The organism is Flavobacterium algoriphilum (assembly GCF_048158655.1).
Lineage (GTDB): Bacteria > Bacteroidota > Bacteroidia > Flavobacteriales > Flavobacteriaceae > Flavobacterium > Flavobacterium algoriphilum.
Genome location: NZ_JBLNKY010000009.1, coordinates 69,983 through 93,201, shown reverse-complemented (window position 1 = coordinate 93,201; position 23,219 = coordinate 69,983). Strand labels below are relative to the sequence as shown.

Genomic DNA, 23,219 nt, shown 5'->3' with positions numbered 1-23,219 from the left:
ATTTGATAGTTGATACCATCGATGCTGTAGGTCAATCCAACACCAATAGGAGCGGTAACCGTAAGGGTTCCCGTTGGCAGTAGGCAGGTGGGTTGAATCAGGGTTACTGCGGCCGCTTGCCCACAAAATACGGTTACTGAAACTGTTGCTAGGTCACAATTGGCTGGATTTAGAACTTCACAGATTTGATATATTAAAGAATAAGTTCCTGCAGGAGTATTAGCAGCAACTATCACATTCGTGCCCGAAAGTGTAACACCAGCATTGGTAGAAGACACAAAAGTAGTATTCACTTGGACAGGTAGAAAAGGCAAACCGTTAAGCGTGTCGTTATCCAAAACATTAATGAAAGCCACTCCGCCAATACCTCCATTTACAGGAGAACCCGTATCATCATTAGCGATAATTATGTTAGCAGTTGTTGTTGAAGTATTATTACTGAGATTTGGATCCGGTTCATTTCCTGTTACAGTTGTCGTTTTTGTTAAAGAGGTATTAGCACCATTATTTAAATTATCAATTGTCCAAACACCAGTTTCATTATTATTATTATTATTATTATTATTATTCAGTAATGTTAATGATAAACCTCTACTCGGAGCAATTCTATAATTCGCAAAATTTCCGACTGCAAAGGTATCATTGATGTCCGTTACCCTTAAATAATGAGTAACATCGAGTCTGCTTAAAGTTGAAGCTGTCGCAAAATTAGTTAAGCTAAGATCTGTCAACCTCGCCTCATTTGAAATGCCACAACTAAGACATAAACCACAAGTTGAAGAACTAGTTGTTAAATTATCAAATGCACCTGTTACTAAAGATGTTGGAACTTCAATATTACATTGAACAGTTCTGTTACTTAAAGTTGACACTTTTGGAGGGTCAATTTTAACACCATTAGAATACGAATTTACATTACCAACAAAAATTAAGAATGCCAGTAAAAAAGTAATTTTTGATTTCATTATATCTGAAATTTAGGTTGAATAGTCCTTGAAAAATTGATAGTTAAGACCTGTTATCTTAGTTGTAATATACTAGTTAACAGTGTTTGTGTTTTTGTATTTACAAATAAATTATACTCTTGTGACTTGCCCCATGAATCGTTGCAAATCATAAATATTTTTATTAGAACAAGTTTAATAGGGATACTCTATTATTATCCATAAAATCTCTTAAATAAATAAAGTAGGATAAAAACTGAAAACTTACACATTGGAGAAATGTAACTTACAGTAAAGGGAACAATTTCAAAAAATCATATTTATGAAGAATTGAAACATCAAAAAAAACATTATTATGGGGGATAATATCGAAGAAAAATTAGCCAAAAAAAATAAAAAACTTATTAAAAAATTGTTAACCAATGAATAGGCTAAAAACTAAAACTTACACATTTGGGGAGTGTAACTTACAGAAACAAGATTAACTTCTAAAAGAATATGAAGCATCGCTCTACAAAAAAAGACTTATTATTAAGATTTTACCTAAGCCATTTGTTAACTTTCGAAATTATTTTATTATACGACTAAAACCACATTTTTAAAACAATAGCCAAAGGTAACAGAAAAATTACCAATAGGTATTTAAAAATAAAAAAATCGTTAATATTCGGTTCTATTCGATAAAAAAACGTAATGTATAAGAAATTTAGTAGAGAAATTTAAAACATTTTTAACCCAAATTCCGAATTAGAAAATAATCATTAAATCGGGGTTTAAATCTTAATGGGTAATGATGTTACTAAATTCGATATATTATATATTACTCACTTGTAGGGCTTTGCACATTTTTTAAATCGGAAATAGTTGGTCATTGTTTTTAATGAAACTATAAATCATCGACCGCTCTTGGAAAAAATGCCGATTGCTTTTTTTAATATATTACGCTATGACTCGGCATCTTTGAGTCTTTTCTCCAGTTCGTGAATTTTTTCTTGTTCGAGACTTAGTTTTAAATTTCCTTTTCCAGGAAAACTACCCTCTCCAAATTCCTCGAACTCTTTGCGCCATTTGTACAACTGTGGTGCTTTTACTCCCAGCTCTCTGGCCAGTTCTGATATGTTTGGTCTCTCAAAACTCAATTGGACGGATTTATCTTTGAAAGCTTTGTCGTAAATTTTACGGACTTGTTTTATAGGTTAAAATTAAGATTATTTCTTAACTTTCGGAAATGGCTAAGTTTGCATTTCCATTGGAGAGCAAATAAAAAACTTGTTTGAACAAGAAACGGATTTAGATGACAAGGATTAATTAAAAGTTGTAATTTATTAAAAAAAAGGCTGCTTAAAGTAGCGTCACTGAAAAAGTCTTTTTAAGAATTATTTGTTGAAAAAAGGAGTAGAAATCAAATTTTTCTACTCCTTTTTTTTGTTATTGTACTACTAAACATTATAATTTTTTCTATAGTAAGCTCAACTCTTTGTTTTCTGTCTGAAACTAACTGGCTTTTTACTTTGAGTTTTCTTTCAAGCTCAGTACTTCGTTCTTATTCTGGCGGTTTCTTTAAATGACATTACCTAAAAAACTGGATTCTCCGGATTCGTCATACTTTTTTCACCTCTTATACAACTGTGAAGCGTTAACTCTTGACACTCTGGCCAGTTCTGTGAAGTTATCTCTTCTATAACCCAATTGAACAATTTTTCTTTAAAAGCTAAGTCATAAATTTCACATGCTTTTTTATATGTTAAAATTAAGATTTTGTACTTAACTTTTTACACGGATTAGTCGAATATTATTTTGCTTGTTTGCAGAAAAGGTTACAATTTTTCGACATATTATCATTGACTACTTATAGCTGCCTGATCGGTTAAGAACAACAATTTTCCATCTATAGGTTTAATTAATTGCATAGGATATTTTTCGGGATTATAATCTCCATATAAAACTTGGTTTAATGCGTGCGCTTTATTTTCTCCAAAAGTTACAACCACAATTTCCTTGGCTTTATTGATTATAGGCGCTGTTAGCGTTATTCGATACATACTTTGCGACTCTAGATAATAGGCCGATACCCATTTATCATTTTCTTGTAATACGGTTTCACCGGGAAAAAGAGAAGCGGTATGGCCATCATCGCCCATTCCTAATAAAATAAGGTCAAATTGTCCATCTTCTCCTGTAAGATTTTTAATCGATTTTTCATATTCCAAAGCATATTCTTCAGGTGAAAAACCTTCTTTATACATAGGAAATACGTTGCTTTTTGGTATATCAACATGACTTAAAAGGAAGTCATATGACATTTTCGCATTACTGCGAGAATCATCAAGCGCCACCCATCGCTCGTCACCCCAAAAAATAAAAACATTATTCCAATCTATTTTGGTCTTGTATTGGGGCGTAGCCAAAAGCTTGTAGATAGATACTGGAGAAGAACCGCCGGTAAGTACTACCAAAAAACGGCCCCGTTTCTGAATTGCATGTTGTGCAGCAGCTATAAATATATTGGCTGCGTGGGGTGCTATTTCTTCTTTATTATTAAAAATACTTACCATTTGTTACTTCTTTTTCTTCTTCTACGTTATTAAGTGTGTTTGATGCCCAAGTGTGTCCCTGACGGGCCAGTAATTCATTTGCTGCCTCAGGACCCCAGCCGCCGGCTTCATATTGATATAAACTTGAAAATTTATCATTTTCCCAGGCTTCCTGAATGGTTGTTACCACATCCCAAGCTTCTTCAACCTGATCTGAACGCATGAATAATGTAGGATCTCCCTGCAAAGCATCCAGTAAAAGTGTTTCATAAGCTTCCGGTGATTTTGTAGAGCATGAAAAATAATCAAACACCATCTCTGCAGGTTTTAGCGAAAGAGACAGCCCCGGTTTTTTTGTCATAAACTGTAACCGAATATCCATTGCGGGCTGAATGTTTATAATTAGACGGTTTGGCATCATCCCCTCTTTTCCAAAAGAAAAGGTAGAATGGGTTACCGGTTTGAACTGTATGACTATAGAGGATTGTTTTTCTTTCATTCTTTTACCCGTTCGGACATAAAAGGGAACATCTTGCCAGCGCCAGTTATCAAGGTAAAATTTCATCGCTACAAATGTTTCTGTATTAGAATTAGATGCAACTCCTTTTTCTTGCAGGTATCCAGGTACTGGTTTGCCTTTTATCGATCCCTTGTCGTACTGGCCTCTTACGGTGTAATGTTTTACTTCCTCAGGAGTTATACGGCGTATCGCTTTTAAAACGTCAGCTTTGCGGTTTCTAATCTCATCTGCTTGCAAGGAGTTGGGGGCTTCCATGGCTACCATGGTTAAAATTTGCATCAGGTGGTTTTGTATCATATCCCTTAGTGCCCCGGCACCTTCATAAAAACCGCCACGGTCTTCAACCCCAACTTCTTCTGCAACAGTAATCTGTACAGAATCAATAAAGTTACGGTTCCAGAGCGGCTCAAACATTGAATTTCCAAATCGGAAAGCTAGGATATTCTGTACTGTTTCTTTGCCCAGATAGTGATCTATTCGGTAAATCTGTTTCTCTTCAAAGGTTTCTGACAATAGCTTATTTAGTAACTCTGCAGAACTTTTATTGTAGCCAAAGGGTTTTTCAATAATTATGCGATCCTGTTCCGGATTAGCGGCAAGTTCTAATTTTTTAATATTGTTAGAGATCGTTGCAATGAATGAGGGCGCTATAGACAAGTAAAAAAGTCTGTTGGCACGTTCCCCAAAAGACAAATCTATGGCCTCCAGCTTTATTTTTAGTATCTTAAATGATTCTTCTTGGTCGATATCATTTTGCAAATAAGTGATATGAGAAGCAAATTTTTGATAGGCTTCATCAGAGGTTATTTTATTTCTGGAAAACGTTGTCAGGTTATTGCTCACATCGCTTCTAAAGGCCTCATCGTTGCTTCTTGCCCTTCCTAGCGCAATGATCTCAAACTTTTCTGGCATTCGACCATCAAGGTAAAGATTATAAAAGGCAGGGAAAAGCTTTCTTTTTGCTAAGTCACCTGTTGCCCCAAAAACAAGAATGATGGTTGGCTTTATAGTATCGAGATTATTCATTTTGTTCCATTTAAAATTTAGTTATTCCACTCTGTGTGAAATATACCGTTAGTGTCAATGCGTTCATAGGTATGTGCCCCGAAGTAATCACGCTGCGCCTGTATAAGGTTAGTTGGAAGCTTTTCGGATCGGTAAGCATCAAAATAGGCTAATGAATTCATTAAACCAGCAATTGGGATCCCTTTTTGAACTGCGAATTGTACCGTAGATCTTATACTGGATTGATTCTCGTTTATAGCCTTTGCAATAGTATCATCGAGAAGTATGTTTTTTAGTTCACTATTCTTTGCATAAGCCTGTCGGAAATCTTCAAGTACTACCGAACGAATAATACATCCACCGCGCCAAATTTTAGCTATGGTCTCCAGGTTTAGATCATAATTATACTCTTGAGAAGCTTTGGATAATAATGCTAATCCTTGGGCATAAGTTATTAATATAGAGAAATGTAACGCTCCTTTAAGGGCTTCTATAGCCAAAGGCAGGTCAGTGTTACTTTGTTCCGCATTCCAAATTAATTTTGCTGAAGCTTGAATTCTTTCCGGTTTGTTTTTAGACATATTACGCATGGTTACCGCTGCGTCTATGGTGGGAAGCGGTACTTCTAAGTCCATCCCATTTTGGGAAGTCCATTTTCCGGTCCCTTTAGATTTTGCCCAATCCGATATTACATTTATAAGCTTTTGTCCGTCGGTATCTGTTTGCTTTAAAATATGTCCTGTAATTTCAATCAAGTAGGATTGAAGTTCGGTGTCATTCCAGTCTTCAAATACTTTTTGAATCGTAGTATCGTCTAGTTCGTACCCTCGTTTCATAAGATCGTATACCTCAGAAATAAGCTGCATAATACCATATTCAATTCCGTTATGAGCCATTTTTACGTAGTTACCCGCAGATCCGTTGCCTAAATATTCTACACAAGGTTCCCCATCCACTTTGGCTGCTATGGATTCAAAAATAGGGCGTAGTCTTTCATAGGCTTCTTTATTACCGCCGGGCATAAGGCTTGGGCCAAATCGGGCTCCTTTTTCACCACCAGAGATACCCATTCCAAAAAAGTGAATCCCTTTGGTGGATAATTCTGTAAATCTACGGTCAGTATCCGTAAAATAGGTATTGCCACCGTCGATAAGAATGTCTCCTTTATCTAGGTGGGGCAGGAGGCTTTGAATGACAGTATCTACAGGCTTTCCTGCAGGTACTAATATCATAATAGCTCTTGGTTGTTTGAGAAGTGCTAGAAACTCTTTCACTTCTGTTGTGGCCTTAATTTGGTGTTGGGGATTAGCTTCCTGTGAAAGGGATAAAACTTTTTCCGCATCCAAATCCAAGCCTGCCACAGCATGTTTTTGGTCAGCCATATTTAAGAGCAGATTCCGACCCATTACCCCTAAGCCCACTATACCAAAATCAAATGTTTTCATAATTAGTATCTAAATTTATTATACAAAAAAAAAGGCTGGAATTTATTTGTAAATTCCAGCCTTAATCCAATAATTACGCTACAGTTACACTGTTTATAGCTTCTTTTAATGCTTTAGCAGCAGCAGCAGGATCTTCAGCGCCATATATGGCACCACCTGCAACAGCTACATCTGCACCAGCAGCTACAACATCTTTTATTGTATCGATGTTTACACCACCTGCAACAGAAAAGGGAACTTTTGCTAATCTTCCTTCGCTAATAAGTGTTTGTACCGAGTATCCTGCTAATGTCTGTTCGTCAAGACCAGCATGTAACTCTACAAAAGCAACTCCAAAAGCAGTTACCTCTTGAGCTCTTTCTACTCTGTTTTTAACTCCAATAGTATCAACTACTACCTTTTTACCGTGTTTTTTTGCAGCTTCTACCGCTCCTTTTATGGTAGCATTATCTACAGCACCCATAACTGTTACTAAATCTGCACCTGCTAAAAATGCGATCTCTGCTTCTAGGAAACCAGTATCGGCAATTTTCATATCTGCAAAAATTAATTTGTCAGGGAAAGCGGCTTTCATTGCCGTAACCACTTTTAGGCCTTCCGATTTAATTAGCGGTGTACCTAATTCTATAATATCTACGTAAGGTGCTACTTTGTGGGCTAATTCTAATGCTGCTTCTGTAGTAAGTAAATCAATTGCGACTTGTAATTTTGTCATGTCTAAATGTATAAAAAAAATTAATAATAAATAATATAAAAAATAGTTATTCCAGGTTGGCGTGTTTGGGCCATAGGTCTTCTTTGGTCAAACCTGATTCTTGCCATAAGGTCATAAAAACACTTTCTAGCACCAATAATGTAAACTGTTCAAAAAGGCTGCCTGCATATTGTTGAGAGACGGAAACACCGAAGTCTGTTTTTGTTGCAGCGTTTACTAATATAATAGTGTCTGCCAATACGGCTAATTTGCTTTCTGCATCGGCAGTAATAGCAATAACGGTAGCTTTTTGACTCCTAGCTTTCTCAGCCGATGACAGTACTGAAGCAGTAGTTCCCGAACCCGATGCCAGAAGTAGCAAATCTCCTTTTAGAATAGCAGGTGTATTCGTTTCTCCTACAATAAATACAGTATACCCTAAATGCATAAACCGCATAGCTGCCATTTTTAATGCAAGTCCGCTCCTGCCAGCTGCCATAACAAAAATTCGTTTGGCTGCTTTTATTTCGTTAACCAAAACCTTTATTTGTTGGGGATTTATCTGATTAGCTAATTGTCTATTTTCATCCAAAATAGCAAGCAGATTATTGCTTGTCAAAGTATCCGTGTTCATTTTGTTTTATTTAAGTAGTCATGCGCATTTAAGCATTCCAATTCATAGTAATACGATTGGGTAATTATGCATGCTGTTCTCGAGTGTTTGCCTTTTGGTATTACGTAATTGAAATTACAGGAAACTTTTTATTTTAATTCCTCCTAAACAGCATTAAACTAAAAAATTAAGCTGGAATCGCTTTTTTAGCAACAGCAGTGGATCTTTATTTTAATAGTATTAATTACTGATGCAAAGATATGGTAGCAGTGAGGGTAGGGTGTTATATAAACAAGACTATGCGGTATAAATTTGCGCCAGTTCGTTTTGTAGGTCCGTTGGGGTTTCCTTTAGTTTAGCTTTTACAAATTTATTAAGTGCAGATGGGGAACTGAACCCAAGGTCAAATGCTATTTCTTTGTGTGAGAGATCAGTGAATAATAATTGTCGTTTAATTTCTGTAAGGATTCGGTTGTGGATAGCATTTATAGCAGTTTCGCCAGAATATTTTTTATTTAGTGCATTGAGCTTTTTAGTACTGATAGCCAGTTTTGAGGCATAGTATTGTACGGTACGCTCGCTTTTATACTGATGGTTCAAAAGTTTTTTAAACTCAATATAAGTATGTTGGTTTGGTCCTTGAGCATCATGATGTAAAACAGGATGCTGGCCATGTATCGACTCTATGAGTCCTAAAAGGAAAATTTTGATATAAAAACGCGCTTGTTCCTTTTTGACAAGGCTGGGGGCGTTGTAAATGTCTTGTATGTTCTTTATAATTGGAAGTACCTGTTCAAATTCAAGACTAGAAAGTGCGGTACAATTCAGGTGTGCTGATAGGTTAACATTATAAGCACTAAGCTCATTTTTTAATATATCGGAACAAAACAATACTTCTTCAAATAATATAATTTTACCTGTCAAATCAGTACTCAGATTGGACAAAAAGTGAATTTGATCAGGAAAAATAACGGCTATTTTTCCTGAATTTAATAAATATATTTTGTCTTCGATATGTATTCTAATAGTTCCAGACTCCACTAAAATAATACAAAAATGATCTTTTTTATGTGGTTTCAAATAATCTTGAATACTTTCCGTCCCGAGGTCAAAAACGCGGAAAGACAAATTTTTATCATCCGTTTTTTGAATATTTTTCTTAATCTCAAACCTTTTTAAGTCCATGTGATATTTTCTATTTAACTTCATAGCGCGCTCAAATTACCAACTTTAAGCAAACGATAATACTTGTAACTATAATTTATTAAATTCAATTAGCTTAATTAATACAAGTGTTTTTCTGTTTACATGAAGTTAATAGATTTGTAACTATGTAAATATTCGAAAAACGCTGTAGAAGTAAATTTACTTAAAAAAATAAGGGACAAATATACGTTTTTCTAAATTTCAAGAAAATAGTTTTGCTTGAAATTAGTCTTAAATTAGATTGAGTACTGTTCATTCTGTTAATACTTAATTTTAAAAGGGTAGAAATTAGTGCTGTAATGATCACACGTCCTCAATGATTAAAATTTTCATACAGCTAATTAACAATTCAATTTTGAATGAAAATTGAATTTGACAATTTTAATAATTTACTTTTAAACTTCTGATGCCTCACTCAAGAGTTTCAAATCTTCTAGTAAAAGGTTCGGATTTTGTCTAATTAGGTTCACCTAAACCAATACTTTAATTAGTATCGGGTTTTTTGTTATTATAGCTATTCTAAATACTTAAATTATCTTATTTTTATAAAAAATAGTATTTATGACTCGCTACTTCAAATCATTGTTAATCTTTTGTTCTTTTTTTTGGATTATTTCTTGTAAATCGCAATCGGCTATTTCTGTTACTGAAGATAAAAAGGGTTTAACTATTAGTGATACTACATTTGTAAATTTAAAAGACTATAGTCAGAATTTTGTCTATGATATGAAGTATGCAACTTCTGATAATTTTCTAAAAGCAAAAGTGTATGATTGTGCGGAATGCTTTTTACGGTTAAAAACTGTTAATGCACTTATTAAAGCCAATACAAAATTCATGAAAAAGGGCTATAAAATCAAAATTTTTGATTGTTACCGCCCTTTAGATATTCAAAAAAAAATGTGGGAAATTGTTTCTAATCCACAATATGTGGCTAATCCTGCTAAAGGCTCTATTCATAATAGAGGAGGAGCGGTCGATATTACACTAGTCGATAATAACGGGAAAGAATTGGATATGGGAACTTCTTTCGATTATTTTGGTATCGAATCCAGTCACAATTATCTAAAAGTATCCCAAGAAATTCAACTAAATAGGGAATTGCTAAAAAAAATAATGATTCAAAAAGGGTTTAATTCTTTTGATTCAGAATGGTGGCATTATAATTTAAAATCTGCTTTGAAAGATCCTGTTTCTAATGCCAAATGGGATTGCAACTAATTTATTCTATACAACGTATCGTATTCATGAAATAGGTTTCCGGTTGGTAAATCTCATCGTTTAACTCCGACTTAAATTCTTTTTTAAGAACATAATCTTCAGTATCCGTTAAATATTTGATTCTCATCATCGAAACAGGAGAGCTTTTTAATTCTACAAAACTATCTTTCATAAACATAAATTGACCTGAAATGATTCTATTGTCAAAGCCTTTATCATCACGAAGCATCGTGCCACAATTCTCTTGATCGATATGTAGCAATGTTATTATTTTTCCATTATTTAACTGTAAAAATAATTTTGAGTTTTTATCAAAGCAATTTGCTTTAATGAATTCCTTACTTTTTTGAATCAACTGCAAATTTAATGTTGGCAAACCATCTGTTAACGCTAAGGAATAGAAAATATAACTGGAATTTCCGGCAAAATTTTTCTCGCTAATCATGTATTCCTTTGTTACTTTGTATGTTCCTATAGAATCGGTTACGTTTACACTGTAATCACATGTTTTTTGAGCAAATAGGTTAAGGCTAAATAAGAATAGTAGGCTAGTAATTATAGATTTCATTTTTATTTTATTTTGGTGCAAATTAAGACTATTTTATGATTATTTTCAACAGTAGTAAAAAAACAATATACATTTCCACCGTCTTTTATTTTCCATTTTTTTCGAATACTTTCTACACTGTCGGCAAAATTTCGGGTTGTAATATTGGCTTTGGTATTTTCTAAATACATTTTCATTTCAGTTTTGCTGTAAGGAAATGCATTTTGAATTTCAAAAACTCTTCCCGGAAAGGAAATTAAAGTAGAAGAGGAGTATAAATGCGAATGTTTATGTAGTTTGTTTAGGTTATAAAATAAACTCACTTCATCAAACCCACCTGATTTCATTATGGCACTATTGGGCTCGTACAAATACTTTTGAGGTAAACTAAAGGTAGATAATTCAGTTTGGGCGTCCAGAATAAAGTCGAATGTTTCGTTTTTGTCTTTTAAGATATTAATTGTTTTTATGTTTACAGTTCCAGAATATCCTTTGTGTAATTCCCATAATAGTTCTTTTACTTCATTTTCGAGCGCTACTATATGAATCGTTTTGACATTTTGTAATTCTAATAATCCAGCTGAAATATCAAGCAGAGGAGCCGTTTTTATCAAAATAGCATTTGATTTATTGAAATAAAAGCCCAGATTCTCAGGAACATTGGGCAAGCAATCTTTGAGCATGAATACTTTTCCTTTGGCATCATTTCGTCTCGAAGGATCAATATAAATCCAGTCCCATTTAGTATTTAAAGTTTTTAAAGTAACTAAACTATCTCCCGCATAGCAACTGATATTTGTAGCATTTAATAGCTCAAAATTGTGTTTGACAAGAATTGATAGTTCTGGATTGATTTCGCAATGGATAACATTTTTTATTTTTTTTGCTAAATAATAATCATCAACTCCAAAACCCCCTGTCAAATCTATTAAGTTTTCACCTGAAATAATGGAGGCTTTATACAAAGCTGTTTTTTCTGAAGAAGTTTGTTCTATTGAGATTTTACTTGGATAAATAATGTTTTTGGTATTAAACCAATTCGGTAATTTGTCCTTTGCTTTTGTTTTGGCTTCAATTTGGTTCAAAATACAAATCCAATCTATATTTGGAAATGGATTTTTTTGAAGTGCTAATTTCGAGATAGTAGTGCCAATATTTTTCGTTATAAACTCTTGAATTTCAAGATTTAGAATCATTAAATTCAAAATTAAATGTCTTTAGTTAATAGTTGAATAATTTTGTTCTCCGGAAAGAATTCTTTACCTATTACTTTTAGTATGGTATAAAGTGGCACCGCGACAATCATTCCTAAAACACCAAAAATAAAGCCTGCCATCAATATCACTAAAAATATTTCTAATGGATGTGAGCTTACGCTTTTTGAAAAAATAATAGGTTGAGATACATTATTGTCAATGATTTGAACGATCCAAAAACCTAATAGAACGTGTAAGGTAGTGGGTAAAATTATAGATTGAAAATCACTTCCTAAATTGCTAATCATGGTCAGAATTGCTGCTAATATTGAGGCGATTAATGGTCCAATGTAGGGAATGATATTTAAGATTGCACATAAAAATGCAATGACAATTGAATTTGGAATTCCAAAAATGAGCAAAACTATAATGTATGACAGAAAAACAATAAATAATTGAAGTAATAAACCAATGAAGTAGCGTGATAACAAGTGGTTTATTTTTTCTAACGAATTCAAAATTTGGTCCTCGTGGCTGTCGGGTATTATTTTTTTTGCTCCTAAGAGGAATAATATTCGATCTTTCAAAAAGAAAAAAGTAATAAATAAGACAGAAGCCAATCCCATTCCGAAACTACTGATTGTTCCAAAGATTACATTTAAAAAATTAGGAATTAGATTAAAATTTATTTTGGAGGTAATATCTGTTTCTTTTAAAATTATTGAGGAATCAATTTGATGGCTCTCTAAAAAAATGGAGATTTGATCGATTAATTGAAGAATGCTTTTTTCAATTTCAGCTGTATTTAAAAGAGATAAATTTTGGCCTTGAGATAATATTAAAGGAATAAACATCATAATAAACCCAGCGATAATAAGGATGAACAAGAACAAAGTTGTAATTGTAGCGAATGTATGATTGAATTTGAGTCTTCCTTTAAAAAAATCTAAAATTGGATTTCCTATTAATGTGAGAATCAATGCAACTATAAGATAAATCAGCACCGTTTGAATTTGATATAGAAAATAAAGGACTATAGCCACTAAAACTAATATGCTTATTGCTCTCAATATTCCATGGGCAATAATTTTTGATGTGATCATTTATATTTTTTTGGATATAAAGATAAAAAAAAACTCGCTAATAAGTAGCGAGTTTTGAATTCTAAAATCTTAAAATTATATACCAAAACCAGCTCTAGCTCCACCAGAAACAAATAAAGCAGCCATTCTTGTTTTTTGACCATTAGTAAACATATACATTCCTCGATCGTCAGTATAATCCATATAATTCATAGTCATTTCATTATGTACTGGAAGACAAGTGCTTATGTAAGGGTATTTAGGTGCGCCAAAGTTTGCAGTTTTATGAACAGGAGTGTCTAAAACTAAATCGTTTCCACAAGAAGTATCTCCCCAAATGTGATGAAGATTCATCCAATGTCCAACTTCATGAGATGCAGTTCTTCCTAAATTATAGGGAGAGCTAGCACCACTTGATAAACCAAAATAAAATGAATCAATCACTACTCCGTCAGTTGCTAAAGAACCACCAGGGAATTGAGCATATCCTAAGATTCCCCCTCCAATTGTACAAGCCCAAATGTTTAAAGTTGTAGTTGGTGAAGTAGGGTCTAATCCCCCTCTTTTTGAGTTTTTCATAGCATCTTTAGTTCCCCAAGATGTTTTAGTAGTTGATTTTCTATTGATTTTTACTAACTCGAAAGTAATACCTACATTTGCTGCTACACCAGCAAACTCAGCCGGAATATCCTTGAAATCAGAGTTTGTAGCAGTAAAATCTTTATTTAATACATCAATTTGCGATTGTATTTGAGCATCTGAAATATTTTCAGCAAGAGTTCGGTATAATACATTAACCACTACTGGAATTATCACTTTATCATTTACTAAACGGTTTGTTAATATTGCTTTTTGTGTAAAAGCTTCTATTTGGTTCATTCTCAACACTAATGTTGGATCGGCTTTCAATTGCTCCGCTAGTACCTCTTGGGAAGCACATGTTCGTTGGACAACAGCATTTGTTGTAGAAGAAGTTAATTCTGTTTGATCATTTTGACATGAAAAAAGAATTGTAAATACAATTGCGAATAGAATAATTTTTTTCATAATATTTTTTTTATGTTATAAATTATTGTTTGTCAGTAGAATAATAAATTTACGATTAATATTTTTAATGTATTAATGATTTATAATAATTTTTAATACTAATAATAAATAGAGATGTGGGGGATGAGTTTTGATAAAACTTAGATTATAAAAAAAAAACTCGCTAACAAGTAGCGAGTCTTAAATTCTAAAACCTTGAAAATTAGATCCCGAAACTGGCTCTAGCTCCGCCCGAAACGAATAAAGCAGTCATTCTAGCTTTTTGACCATTAGTGAACATGAACATTCCTCTATCATCAGTGTAATCCATATAGTTCATAGTCATTTCATTATGAGCTGGTAAACATGCGCTTACATAAGGATAAGTGGGAACACCAAAGTTTGAAGTTTTGTGAACAGGAGTGTCAGTAACTAAATCGTCACCACAAGATGCATCACCCCAAATATGTCTAAGGTTCATCCAGTGACCTACTTCATGACTTGCAGTTCTACCTAAATTGTAAGGATAACTCGAAGTACTAGATAATCCAAAATAATTAGAATCAATTACAACTCCATCGGTTGCTAATGAACCACCAGGGAATTGTGCATAACCTAATATTCCTCCGCCTATTGTACAAGCCCATAAGTTAAGAGTTGTTGTAGGTGAAGTTGGATCTAATCCTCCTTGTTTTGTTTTTTTCATGGCATCTCTGGTTCCCCATGAAGTTTTAGTAGTTGATTTTCTATTAATTTTCACTAATTCAAAAGTAATACCAACATTTGCAGCAACACCAGCAAACTCAGCAGGAGTACTACTGAAATCAGGGTTTGTAGCAGTGAAATCTTTATTTAATACGTCAATTTGAGATTGTATCTGTGCATCAGAGATATTTTCTGCTGCAGTTTTATACAAAACATTGACAACTACTGGAATTACAACTTTACCATTTACTAATTTGTTAGTTAGTATTGATTTTTGTGTAAATGCTTCAATCTGGTTCATTCTTAGAACCAATGTCGGATCAGCTGCTAATTGTTCCGTTAATACATCTTGAGAAGCGCATGAGCGGCGTGCGGTAGCATTTGTTGCTAGTGATTCTGTTTGATCATTTTGACATGAGAATAGCATTAAGAATGCTGTTGTAGTTAAAAGAATTTTTTTCATAATAATAGTAGGTTTTTTTTGTTATAAAAAATTGATTGGGGTCAATAATATTACAATTTTATAACAAATTTTTCAATAAAAAAAATTTGTTATAAAATTTTCTTAAAAACTACAACGTTATAGCTGGTGTTGTTTATGACGTTTTTTTTAAATTAACCAGCTAATAACTAAATCAATACTAGTAAGTTATGTAATGCGTGCTACTGTTTTCTCCAATATATTGATTTTCGGTTCTGATTTGAGAAGGTTAAAATTTCATTACTAATGCTATTTATATAGCTGCTATTATTAATGGAACTTTTTTAAAAGTAGGAATTAATACTTCTTTTAGTGGTTTACTTGCATTGGTGATTTCCAGTGAGAAATTTTGTAATTATTGCGAATCAAATCGGTTAATAAATAATTGATTTCATTAATTATTGAATAGGGCACAGGAAGAGGAGTAGAACCTTTTTTTAATTAAGAGGATTTTTTTTCGTCTAAATAGATTTAAATCAATTATTAAAGATATAATTGATAATATTAGCGCCCATTTTTAGCGCTTTTTCGCGAACATCAATGGGATCATTGTTTACTTCAGGATCTTCCCAGCCGTCACCTAAATCACATTCGTAAGTATAAAGAAGGACTAATTTATTTTCTATAAATATTCCAAAAGCTTGTGGTCGCTTCCCATCATGCTCGTGAATTTTTGGTAATCCATTAGGGAAAAGATATGGTTTTTGGAAAATAGCATGATTTGCAGGAATTTCGACCAAATCATTATTTGGAAATATTTTCTTTAATTCCTTTCGAATGTATTGATCCATACCATAATTATCATCAATATGGAGAAAACCACCAGCTAATAAATAATTTCGGAGATTAATTACATCAGTCTCGTTAAAAACTACATTTCCATGACCAGTCATGTGAACGAATGGATAGGAAAGTAAATCCGGACTTCCTGGCTCTACAGTTCCGGGTTTGAGTTTTATTTTGGTATTGATGGTAGCATTACAATATTTGATTAAATTGGGTAACGAAGTGGGATTAGCATACCAATCGCCACCGCCACTATATTTTAATAATGCGATTTCCTGTGAAAATGAAGTAATAGAAATTAATAGCAATAAATAATATACCTTTTTCATAACTATACCGTTCGGAGTAATTCAATTTATATTATTTTTAACCACATAGAAACATAGTTTTTCTTGATTTTATCAAGACGCTTCACTTTAAATATAGAATCGGAAGTATGCAAAACCAAGAATTAGTCTCTACCTTTCTTTTTTCTATGATTCTATGTGGTTAAATTTTATAATTATTTAGTAATTCAGGATTTCTAATAATTTTACCCACGAGTTAACTATAATTCAGAATCATTAACTATCAAGGTTCATTAACAAAAACGACACTGTGACAGGCGACAATTGCGGCAGTTTCTGTTCGCAATCTGGTATTTCCTAAAGAAACCGGAACATAATTGTTCTCAAGTGCTAATTCGATTTCTTTTTCTGTAAAATCGCCTTCTGGTCCTATTAATAATGTAACATTTTGATTTGGTTCTAAAACGGATTTTAATGTTTTTTTATTGGTTTCCTCGCAATGTGCAATCAATTGAAATCCTTCCTTTTTATGCTTTATAAATTCCTTGAAAGTCATCGCATCATTTAATTTTGGTAGAAACAATATATTAGATTGCTTCATGGCAGTCAATATAATTTTATCAAATCTTTCGGTATTTACTACTTTTCGTTCGGAACGATCACAAATAATAGGCGTGATTTCATGGATTCCAATTTCAGTGGCTTTTTCCAAAAACCATTCAAAACGATCATTCATTTTAGTGGGGGCAACCGCTAAATGCAAATGAAATTTTGAAGGGGCTGATTTTTCAAAAGAAATAATTTTCACGGTACATTTATTGTCGGAAGCTAAAGTGATTTCGGTTTTAAATAAATATCCCAAACCATTGGTTACATGTAAAATATCACTATCTTTTTTACGTAATACTTTAATTATATGTTTGCTTTCTTCTTTGTCAAAAGAAAAATTTTCAGTGGTCTCATCGATAGTTGGATTATAAAATAATTGCATAATTTAGAATTGTATTCTTGCTTTAGAAACTACAGATGAAGTTTCAAAATTTCCGGTTAAAAATTTTTGGTAACCTACAATTCCAATCATTGCAGCATTATCCGTGGTGTACTCAAATTTAGGAACAAATGTTTTCCATCCATATTTATTTTGGGCTTCCGCCAAAGCGTTTCTTATTCCTGAATTAGCCGAAACTCCTCCACCAATTGCTATTTGTTTTATTCCTGTTTCCTTTACGGCTAGTTTTAATTTATCCATCAGAATTTCAATAATTGTATATTGAATTGAAGCACAAATATCATTTCGGTTTTCTTCTATAAAATTTGGATTCTCTAGTTTTTTCTTTTGAATAAAATATAAAATAGCGGTTTTTAAACCTGAAAAACTAAAATCCAACCCTGGAACTTTTGGTTTTGTAAAAGCGAAAGCTTTTGGATTCCCTATTTGAGCGTATTTATCAATCAACGGCCCTCCAGGATAAGGAAGTCCGAGTATTTTTGCACTTTTATCAAAAGCCTCTCCTACGGCATCGTCAGTAGTTTCTCCTATAATTTTCATATCAAAGAAATCATTCACCTTGACTATTTGAGTATGTCCGCCACTTATGGTCAAAGCCAAAAAGGGAAAGGTAGGCTTTTCAAATCCTTCTTCATGGATAAAATGTGCTAAAATATGGGCATGCATGTGATTTACTGCAATCAAAGGGATTTTTAAGGCTAATGCCAATGATTTTGCAAATGAACTTCCTACCAGAAGGGACCCCATTAATCCGGGGCCTTGGGTAAAAGCAATTGCTGACAACTGTTCTTTTTGTATATTTGCTTTTTGAAGTGCAGCATCAATAACTGGAACTATATTTTGTTGGTGTGCACGAGAGGCAAGTTCAGGGACTACACCGCCATATTGATTGTGAATCAATTGATTAGCGACAATATTTGACAGTACTCTGTCATTCTGTAAAACAGCTGCTGCCGTATCGTCACAAGAACTTTCGATAGCAAGAATAAAAACCTCGGGATTTTGCATAAAAAGGCACAAATTTTGAATTATATTTGACAATCCTAATGTAAAAACGATGTTTTACATAAAAAGCCAAAATTAAAGAATTTTTATTAAAGCTACTGTTGTTTCCAAAAGCAAAATAAAATTTTTATAAAAAAATTAAAACAATAAATAAGTATCAAAAAGTTAAAAAAAATAGTATTTCGTTCGCTACTTGGACTAATCCTACTTTTATTGGTGCTTGGAATAGCCCTTTCAACACCGTATGTTCAAACAAAAATTGCTCAATATTTTGTTCGAAGTATAAATAAAGACTTTAAAATTAATATTTCTATAGATGAAGTCGCAGTATCCGTTTTTGGGGGGGTAAAATTCAAAAAAGTATTAATCGTAGATCATCATAAGGATACTTTAATTTTTGCTAATCGAATAAAAACGAATGTTTTAGAAGGGAAAAAATTATTAGATGGGGACTTGATTTTTGGAGAATTGCGTTTAGACGGATTGTTGTTTAATATGAAAACCTATAAAAACGAAAAAGAAACCAATCTAGATAAATTTATTGCTGCTTTTGGTAAAGGGAAGCCATCCGGGAAGCATTTTTTGTTATCCGCCAAAGATGTTTATATTACCAATGGACATTTTATTTTAACTGATGATAATCGGGAAAATCCAAAAGATCTCGATTTTACTAAACTTAACGCTTCGGTAACTAATTTTAGAATATACGGTCCGGAAGTGACGACTATGATTAATAAAATGTCATTTTTAGACTTTCGAGGTTTGTATGTTAAAAATTTAAGCTCAAAATTCAGTTATTCAAAAAAGTACCTAAAACTGGAAAACCTTGATTTATTAACAAAGGAATCTACATTGAATGGGTCCGTTGTATTAAATTATAAAATTGAAGATTTCTCTAATTTTACCGATAAAGTTCAGTTTGCTATCAAATTGAATTCGGCTTCCATAGCTTCAAATGATATTCGCTATTTTTATAAAGAACTAGGTAAAAATCAACATTTTTACACTAAGACGAATATTAAAGGGACTCTTAATGATTTGAGATTTAAAAATTTAGAATTAGTTGATGATAGAAAAACACAAATCAATGGGGATATCAATTTTAAAAATCTTTTTGCTAAAAAGGGTCAAAAATTCTCGATGTATGCAAAGTTTGATAAGTTAACCTCTACCTACGAGAATTTGGTTGTTATATTGCCCAATATTTTAGGAAATAAATTACCAACCTCATTAAAAAAATTAGGTAGATTTTCAGCTTCAGGAACCTCAAGCGTATCAACCACAGCAGTTGAAGCTGATTTTTCTATGATTACCGCATTAGGGAAAGTAACTTCTAAATTAAACATACAAAATATAGATGTAATTGATAAAGCTTCTTATGTAGGGAATGTTATATTAGAAAATTTTGACGTAGGTACTTTATTCGAAAGAAAGGACGTTGGAAGAGTTAGTATGAACATTAATGTTGATGGGAAAGGGTTTAAACAAAAATATTTAGATACCGCTATTAAAGGTGACATCAATAAAATAGAGTATAATAATTATACCTATACAAATGTTGTCGTTAATGGGACTTTTAAAATGCCAAATTATAAAGGTCAAGTCTCTGTACATGATCCCAATTTGAGAATGACTTTTGACGGCTTATTGGATTTAAGTAAAAAAGACAACCGATATGATTTTCATGTTAATGTTGAAAATGCAGATTTATCTAAATTAAAGTTAGTAAAAGATTCCGTTTCTATTTTTAAAGGTGATGTTGTGGTTCAGGCTTCAGGAAACAATATAGAAAATTTTCAGGGGAATGTTTATATCAATAGAACCTCTTATCAAAATGCAAAAGGAACTTATAATTTTGATGATTTTGCCATAAGTTCAACTTTTGACCAGAATAGAGTACGAACTATAACCGTAAATTCTCCGGATATTGTTCAGGGAGAGATTGTAGGCAAATATGAATTCAGCCAGTTGAAAAACATGATTACCAATTCTTTGGGAAGTCTTTATACGAATTACAAACCCGCAAAGGTAAAAAAAGGACAGTTTCTTAAATTCGATTTTACTATCTATAATAAAATTATTGAAATATTTTATCCTGAAATTTCTGTTGGATCAAATACCATTGTCAAAGGAAATATTAACTCGGATAACCAAGAATTTAAACTTAATTTTAATTCGCCTAAAATCATTGCTTCGGACAATACTTTTGATAATATCAGAATTTCGGTTGATAATAAAAATCCACTTTATAATGCGTATATCGAATTAGATACTATAAAAACTAAATATTATAAAATTCGAGATTTTAGTTTGATAAATGTAACTATGAAAGATACCTTATACTTTCGTTCTGAATTTAAAGGAGGAGCAAAAGGGGAGGATTATTATAATTTAAATTTATATCATACTATAAATGCAACCAATAAAAATGTTGTTGGTATCAGCAAATCAGAGATTAAGTTTAAGGATTATCTGTGGTTTTTGAATGCAAAAGATGCACCTGATAACCAGGTTGTTTTTGATAAAGAGTTTAAAAACTTTAATATTGATAATATTATATTGTCTCACGAAGATCAGGAGATTTCATTGATGGGAGATTTAAAAGATACTTCCTATAAAGATTTAAAGCTGACTTTTAAAGATGTAGATCTAAATAAAATTACTCCGGAGAACGGAAAATTTATTTTTAATGGAAATATTAATGGAGAAGTAAATTATAAACAAGATAAAAGTGTTTTTCAGCCAACGGCTTCTATCGTAATTGATCATTTGAATTTGAATAAAACGGATTTAGGTGTTTTGAATTTTAATATTGAAGGAGATGAAAGCTTCAAAAAATTTACTATAAATTCTAATATAGAAAATGAAAATTTTGAATCTTTTAATGCGGATGGAAGTTTTGAAATCGTAAACAAGGAAACTATACTGGATTTAAAACTTAAATTAGAAAAATTCAATTTGGGAGTATTAAGCTCATTAGGTGGGGAAGTTTTATCGAATATCAGAGGATTTGTATCTGGTAATTCAACAATTCAAGGAAATCTTAAAAAACCAGAAATTAATGGGCGTCTTTTTGTTGATAAAGCAGGATTGACTGTTCCATATTTGAATGTGGATTATGAATTAAAAGACAAAACAATCATTGATTTGGCTGATGAAAAGTTTTTGTTTAGAAACAATACATTAACCGATACAAAATTTGGTACTAAAGGAACTTTGAATGGAAGTATCGAACATAAAAATTTTGCTGATTGGAAATTAGATCTAAGTATTAATTCAAAAAGACTTTTAGCTTTAGATACCAAAGACAGTGATGATGCCGCTTATTATGGTACCGCTTTTATAGATGGTACTGCAACAATAAAGGGACCTACTAATTCTTTGTTTATAAAGGTGGATGCAAAATCAGAAAAAGGAACCGAAATAAAAATTCCTATTAATAATGCAGAAAGCGTAAGTGATAATAAATTTATTCATTTTGTGACTCCAAAAGAAAAGTATAATATTGAAAAAGGAATTTTTGAGAATACCAGAAATTATAACGGGCTTGAATTAGAGTTTGATTTTGATATTACACCTAATGCGGAAGTAGAAGTTATTTTAGATAGAAATACGGGACATGGAATGAAAGGGAAAGGTTTTGGATCTTTATTATTTAAGATAAACACATTGGGTAAATTTAATATGTGGGGAGATTTCCAGGCTTATGAAGGAACTTATAACTTTAAATATGGTGGATTAATCGATAAAAAGTTTGCTGTCAAAAAAGGAGGTTCAATTTCTTGGGAAGGAAATCCTATGAAAGCGCAATTAAATTTGGAGGCTGTGTATAAAACTACTGCAAATCCTGCAGTACTTTTAGAAAATTCGTCCTTTAATACTAAAGTTCCTGTGGAAGTAATTATAGGTCTCCGCGGCGATTTAACGAGTCCAGAACCCGATTTTAATATAGAATTCCCAACGGTCAGTAATGTTTTAAAATCAGAAATTCAATACAAGTTGAATGATAAAGATGTGAGACAAACCCAAGCTTTGTATTTATTATCATCAGGTGGGTTTTTAAGTCCTGAAGGAGTAAACCAATCTGATTTTTCTGGTAGTTTATTTGAAACAGCAACAAGCCTATTAGGAGGGATAATTCAAACGGATAATGAGAAATTCAAAGTGGGAATTAATTTTGTTTCTGCAGATAAAAGAATAGGAAGAGAAACTGACGGAAGATTTGTAGCTACAATTTCATCAAAAATTAATGAAAGAATTACGATTAATGGCAAAGTAGGGGTTCCTTTTGGAGGAATAAATGAATCCGCAATTGTAGGTGATTTAGAAGTACTTTATAGAGTTAATGAAGACGGAACCATGAACTTACGCCTTTTCAATAAAGAAAATGATATTAATTATATAGGTCAAGGGATAGGATATACACAAGGTTTGGGGGTTTCTTATGAGGTCGATTTTGATACTTTTAAAGAACTGGTTAATAAAATATTTAAGAAACATCAACTGGGAAGAGAAGTTAAAACAAGTGCAGTTGAGGATCAAGATTCTAACGTATCGCCTGATTATATTAATTTTTCGAAACCCAAAAAACCTGCAGCTGAAAAACAAAAAACAAATCGGGATGCTATAATTCCTAAAGAGGATTGATACTTGTGTTATTTAATGGTTGTAAATACTGGATTATAAATAATTTATATGCGTTTTAACTTTTAAATTATTTTGTAATTTTCGAGTATCAATCAAGATAAAACTTTTAACTAAAATTAATAGTACTCAATAGTAACTACTAATCTTAAAAGAGAATAAAAATCATATTAATTGGTAATAATCAAATAATTATCTATTTTTTTTTAATTTTGTTAAATAAAAAAGGTTTTATTTTGATTTTTTAAAAACTTATTAACGAAAACGTT

General features: G+C 32.3%; 18 protein-coding genes. 2 read left to right on the top strand and 16 right to left on the bottom strand.

The window, feature by feature from the left end; all coding sequences use genetic code 11:
• The 8 genes from ACM55G_RS14365 to ACM55G_RS14330 form a co-directional block, all read right to left on the bottom strand.
• The coding region (locus ACM55G_RS14365) for a hypothetical protein (RefSeq protein WP_416844630.1) at positions 1-965 on the bottom strand (965 nt) is incomplete at its 3' end.
• 923 nt (positions 966-1,888) lie between these two features.
• The gene (locus ACM55G_RS14360; RefSeq protein WP_416844632.1) at positions 1,889-2,119 is read right to left on the bottom strand and encodes a transposase; all 231 of its coding nucleotides are present in this window, start codon (positions 2,117-2,119) and stop codon (positions 1,889-1,891) included.
• A gap of 663 nt (positions 2,120-2,782) precedes the next feature.
• Positions 2,783-3,499, bottom strand: coding sequence for a 6-phosphogluconolactonase (pgl, locus tag ACM55G_RS14355; protein WP_416844629.1), 717 nt, complete (start codon positions 3,497-3,499; stop codon positions 2,783-2,785).
• Positions 3,483-5,024 (bottom strand): glucose-6-phosphate dehydrogenase, encoded by a 1,542-nt coding sequence (gene zwf, locus ACM55G_RS14350; protein WP_416844628.1) that lies wholly within the window; start codon positions 5,022-5,024, stop codon positions 3,483-3,485. Before zwf ends, pgl begins: the two co-directional genes overlap by 17 nt.
• A gap of 17 nt (positions 5,025-5,041) precedes the next feature.
• Positions 5,042-6,448 carry an NADP-dependent phosphogluconate dehydrogenase gene (gene gndA / locus ACM55G_RS14345; protein ID WP_416844627.1) on the bottom strand — a complete coding sequence of 469 codons (1,407 nt, stop codon included), beginning with the start codon at positions 6,446-6,448 and terminating at the stop codon, positions 5,042-5,044.
• Between the two features lie 73 nt (positions 6,449-6,521).
• Positions 6,522-7,163 carry a 3-hexulose-6-phosphate synthase gene (gene hxlA / locus ACM55G_RS14340; RefSeq protein WP_416844626.1) on the bottom strand — a complete coding sequence of 214 codons (642 nt, stop codon included), beginning with the start codon at positions 7,161-7,163 and terminating at the stop codon, positions 6,522-6,524.
• A 46-nt stretch (positions 7,164-7,209) separates the two neighbouring features.
• Complete coding sequence (gene hxlB, locus ACM55G_RS14335; RefSeq protein ID WP_416844625.1) at positions 7,210-7,776, bottom strand: 6-phospho-3-hexuloisomerase; 567 nt, start codon at positions 7,774-7,776, stop codon at positions 7,210-7,212.
• A 276-nt stretch (positions 7,777-8,052) separates the two neighbouring features.
• Positions 8,053-8,964, bottom strand: a complete 912-nt coding sequence (locus tag ACM55G_RS14330; protein ID WP_416844624.1) for an AraC family transcriptional regulator — start codon at positions 8,962-8,964, stop codon at positions 8,053-8,055.
• A gap of 558 nt (positions 8,965-9,522) precedes the next feature.
• Between ACM55G_RS14330 and ddpX the strand changes: the two genes are divergently transcribed.
• Positions 9,523-10,182, top strand: a complete 660-nt coding sequence (ddpX, locus tag ACM55G_RS14325; protein ID WP_416844623.1) for a D-alanyl-D-alanine dipeptidase — start codon at positions 9,523-9,525, stop codon at positions 10,180-10,182.
• A 1-nt stretch (position 10,183) separates the two neighbouring features.
• Here the strand turns inward: ddpX and ACM55G_RS14320 are convergent, their stop codons facing one another.
• From ACM55G_RS14320 to tsaD, 8 genes are all read right to left on the bottom strand, one after another.
• Positions 10,184-10,750, bottom strand: coding sequence for a hypothetical protein (locus tag ACM55G_RS14320; protein WP_416844622.1), 567 nt, complete (start codon positions 10,748-10,750; stop codon positions 10,184-10,186).
• A 2-nt stretch (positions 10,751-10,752) separates the two neighbouring features.
• The gene (locus ACM55G_RS14315; RefSeq protein WP_416844621.1) at positions 10,753-11,934 is read right to left on the bottom strand and encodes a THUMP-like domain-containing protein; all 1,182 of its coding nucleotides are present in this window, start codon (positions 11,932-11,934) and stop codon (positions 10,753-10,755) included.
• Positions 11,935-11,936: 2 nt separating this feature from the next.
• Positions 11,937-13,028, bottom strand: a complete 1,092-nt coding sequence (locus ACM55G_RS14310; protein WP_416844620.1) for an AI-2E family transporter — start codon at positions 13,026-13,028, stop codon at positions 11,937-11,939.
• A 75-nt stretch (positions 13,029-13,103) separates the two neighbouring features.
• Positions 13,104-14,054 carry a zinc metalloprotease gene (locus tag ACM55G_RS14305; protein ID WP_416844619.1) on the bottom strand — a complete coding sequence of 317 codons (951 nt, stop codon included), beginning with the start codon at positions 14,052-14,054 and terminating at the stop codon, positions 13,104-13,106.
• Positions 14,055-14,256: 202 nt separating this feature from the next.
• Positions 14,257-15,201, bottom strand: a complete 945-nt coding sequence (locus ACM55G_RS14300; protein ID WP_416844618.1) for a zinc metalloprotease — start codon at positions 15,199-15,201, stop codon at positions 14,257-14,259.
• Between the two features lie 494 nt (positions 15,202-15,695).
• On the bottom strand, positions 15,696-16,334 hold the full coding sequence (locus ACM55G_RS14295) for a DUF4159 domain-containing protein (protein WP_416844617.1): 639 nt from the start codon (positions 16,332-16,334) through the stop codon (positions 15,696-15,698).
• A gap of 241 nt (positions 16,335-16,575) precedes the next feature.
• Positions 16,576-17,283, bottom strand: coding sequence for a 16S rRNA (uracil(1498)-N(3))-methyltransferase (locus tag ACM55G_RS14290; RefSeq protein WP_416844616.1), 708 nt, complete (start codon positions 17,281-17,283; stop codon positions 16,576-16,578).
• 3 nt (positions 17,284-17,286) lie between these two features.
• Complete coding sequence (gene tsaD, locus ACM55G_RS14285) at positions 17,287-18,309, bottom strand: tRNA (adenosine(37)-N6)-threonylcarbamoyltransferase complex transferase subunit TsaD (protein ID WP_416844615.1); 1,023 nt, start codon at positions 18,307-18,309, stop codon at positions 17,287-17,289.
• Between the two features lie 213 nt (positions 18,310-18,522).
• Here tsaD and ACM55G_RS14280 point away from each other — a divergent pair, with 213 nt between their 5' ends.
• On the top strand, positions 18,523-22,953 hold the full coding sequence (locus ACM55G_RS14280; RefSeq protein ID WP_416844631.1) for a translocation/assembly module TamB domain-containing protein: 4,431 nt from the start codon (positions 18,523-18,525) through the stop codon (positions 22,951-22,953).
• Positions 22,954-23,219 lie beyond the last annotated feature (266 nt).

Excerpts from the sequence above, each read along its gene's own strand:
- pgl (WP_416844629.1), bottom strand. The coding sequence starts at position 3,499 with ATGGTAAGTATTTTTAATAATAAAGAAGAAATAGCACCCCACGCAGCC.
- zwf (WP_416844628.1), bottom strand. The coding sequence starts at position 5,024 with ATGAATAATCTCGATACTATAAAGCCAACCATCATTCTTGTTTTTGGG.
- gndA (WP_416844627.1), bottom strand. The coding sequence starts at position 6,448 with ATGAAAACATTTGATTTTGGTATAGTGGGCTTAGGGGTAATGGGTCGG.
- hxlA (WP_416844626.1), bottom strand. The coding sequence starts at position 7,163 with ATGACAAAATTACAAGTCGCAATTGATTTACTTACTACAGAAGCAGCA.
- hxlB (WP_416844625.1), bottom strand. The coding sequence starts at position 7,776 with ATGAACACGGATACTTTGACAAGCAATAATCTGCTTGCTATTTTGGAT.
- ACM55G_RS14330 (WP_416844624.1), bottom strand. The coding sequence starts at position 8,964 with ATGAAGTTAAATAGAAAATATCACATGGACTTAAAAAGGTTTGAGATT.
- ddpX (WP_416844623.1), top strand. The coding sequence starts at position 9,523 with ATGACTCGCTACTTCAAATCATTGTTAATCTTTTGTTCTTTTTTTTGG.
- ACM55G_RS14320 (WP_416844622.1), bottom strand. The coding sequence starts at position 10,750 with ATGAAATCTATAATTACTAGCCTACTATTCTTATTTAGCCTTAACCTA.
- ACM55G_RS14310 (WP_416844620.1), bottom strand. The coding sequence starts at position 13,028 with ATGATCACATCAAAAATTATTGCCCATGGAATATTGAGAGCAATAAGC.
- ACM55G_RS14305 (WP_416844619.1), bottom strand. The coding sequence starts at position 14,054 with ATGAAAAAAATTATTCTATTCGCAATTGTATTTACAATTCTTTTTTCA.
- ACM55G_RS14300 (WP_416844618.1), bottom strand. The coding sequence starts at position 15,201 with ATGAAAAAAATTCTTTTAACTACAACAGCATTCTTAATGCTATTCTCA.
- ACM55G_RS14295 (WP_416844617.1), bottom strand. The coding sequence starts at position 16,334 with ATGAAAAAGGTATATTATTTATTGCTATTAATTTCTATTACTTCATTT.
- ACM55G_RS14290 (WP_416844616.1), bottom strand. The coding sequence starts at position 17,283 with ATGCAATTATTTTATAATCCAACTATCGATGAGACCACTGAAAATTTT.
- tsaD (WP_416844615.1), bottom strand. The coding sequence starts at position 18,309 with ATGCAAAATCCCGAGGTTTTTATTCTTGCTATCGAAAGTTCTTGTGAC.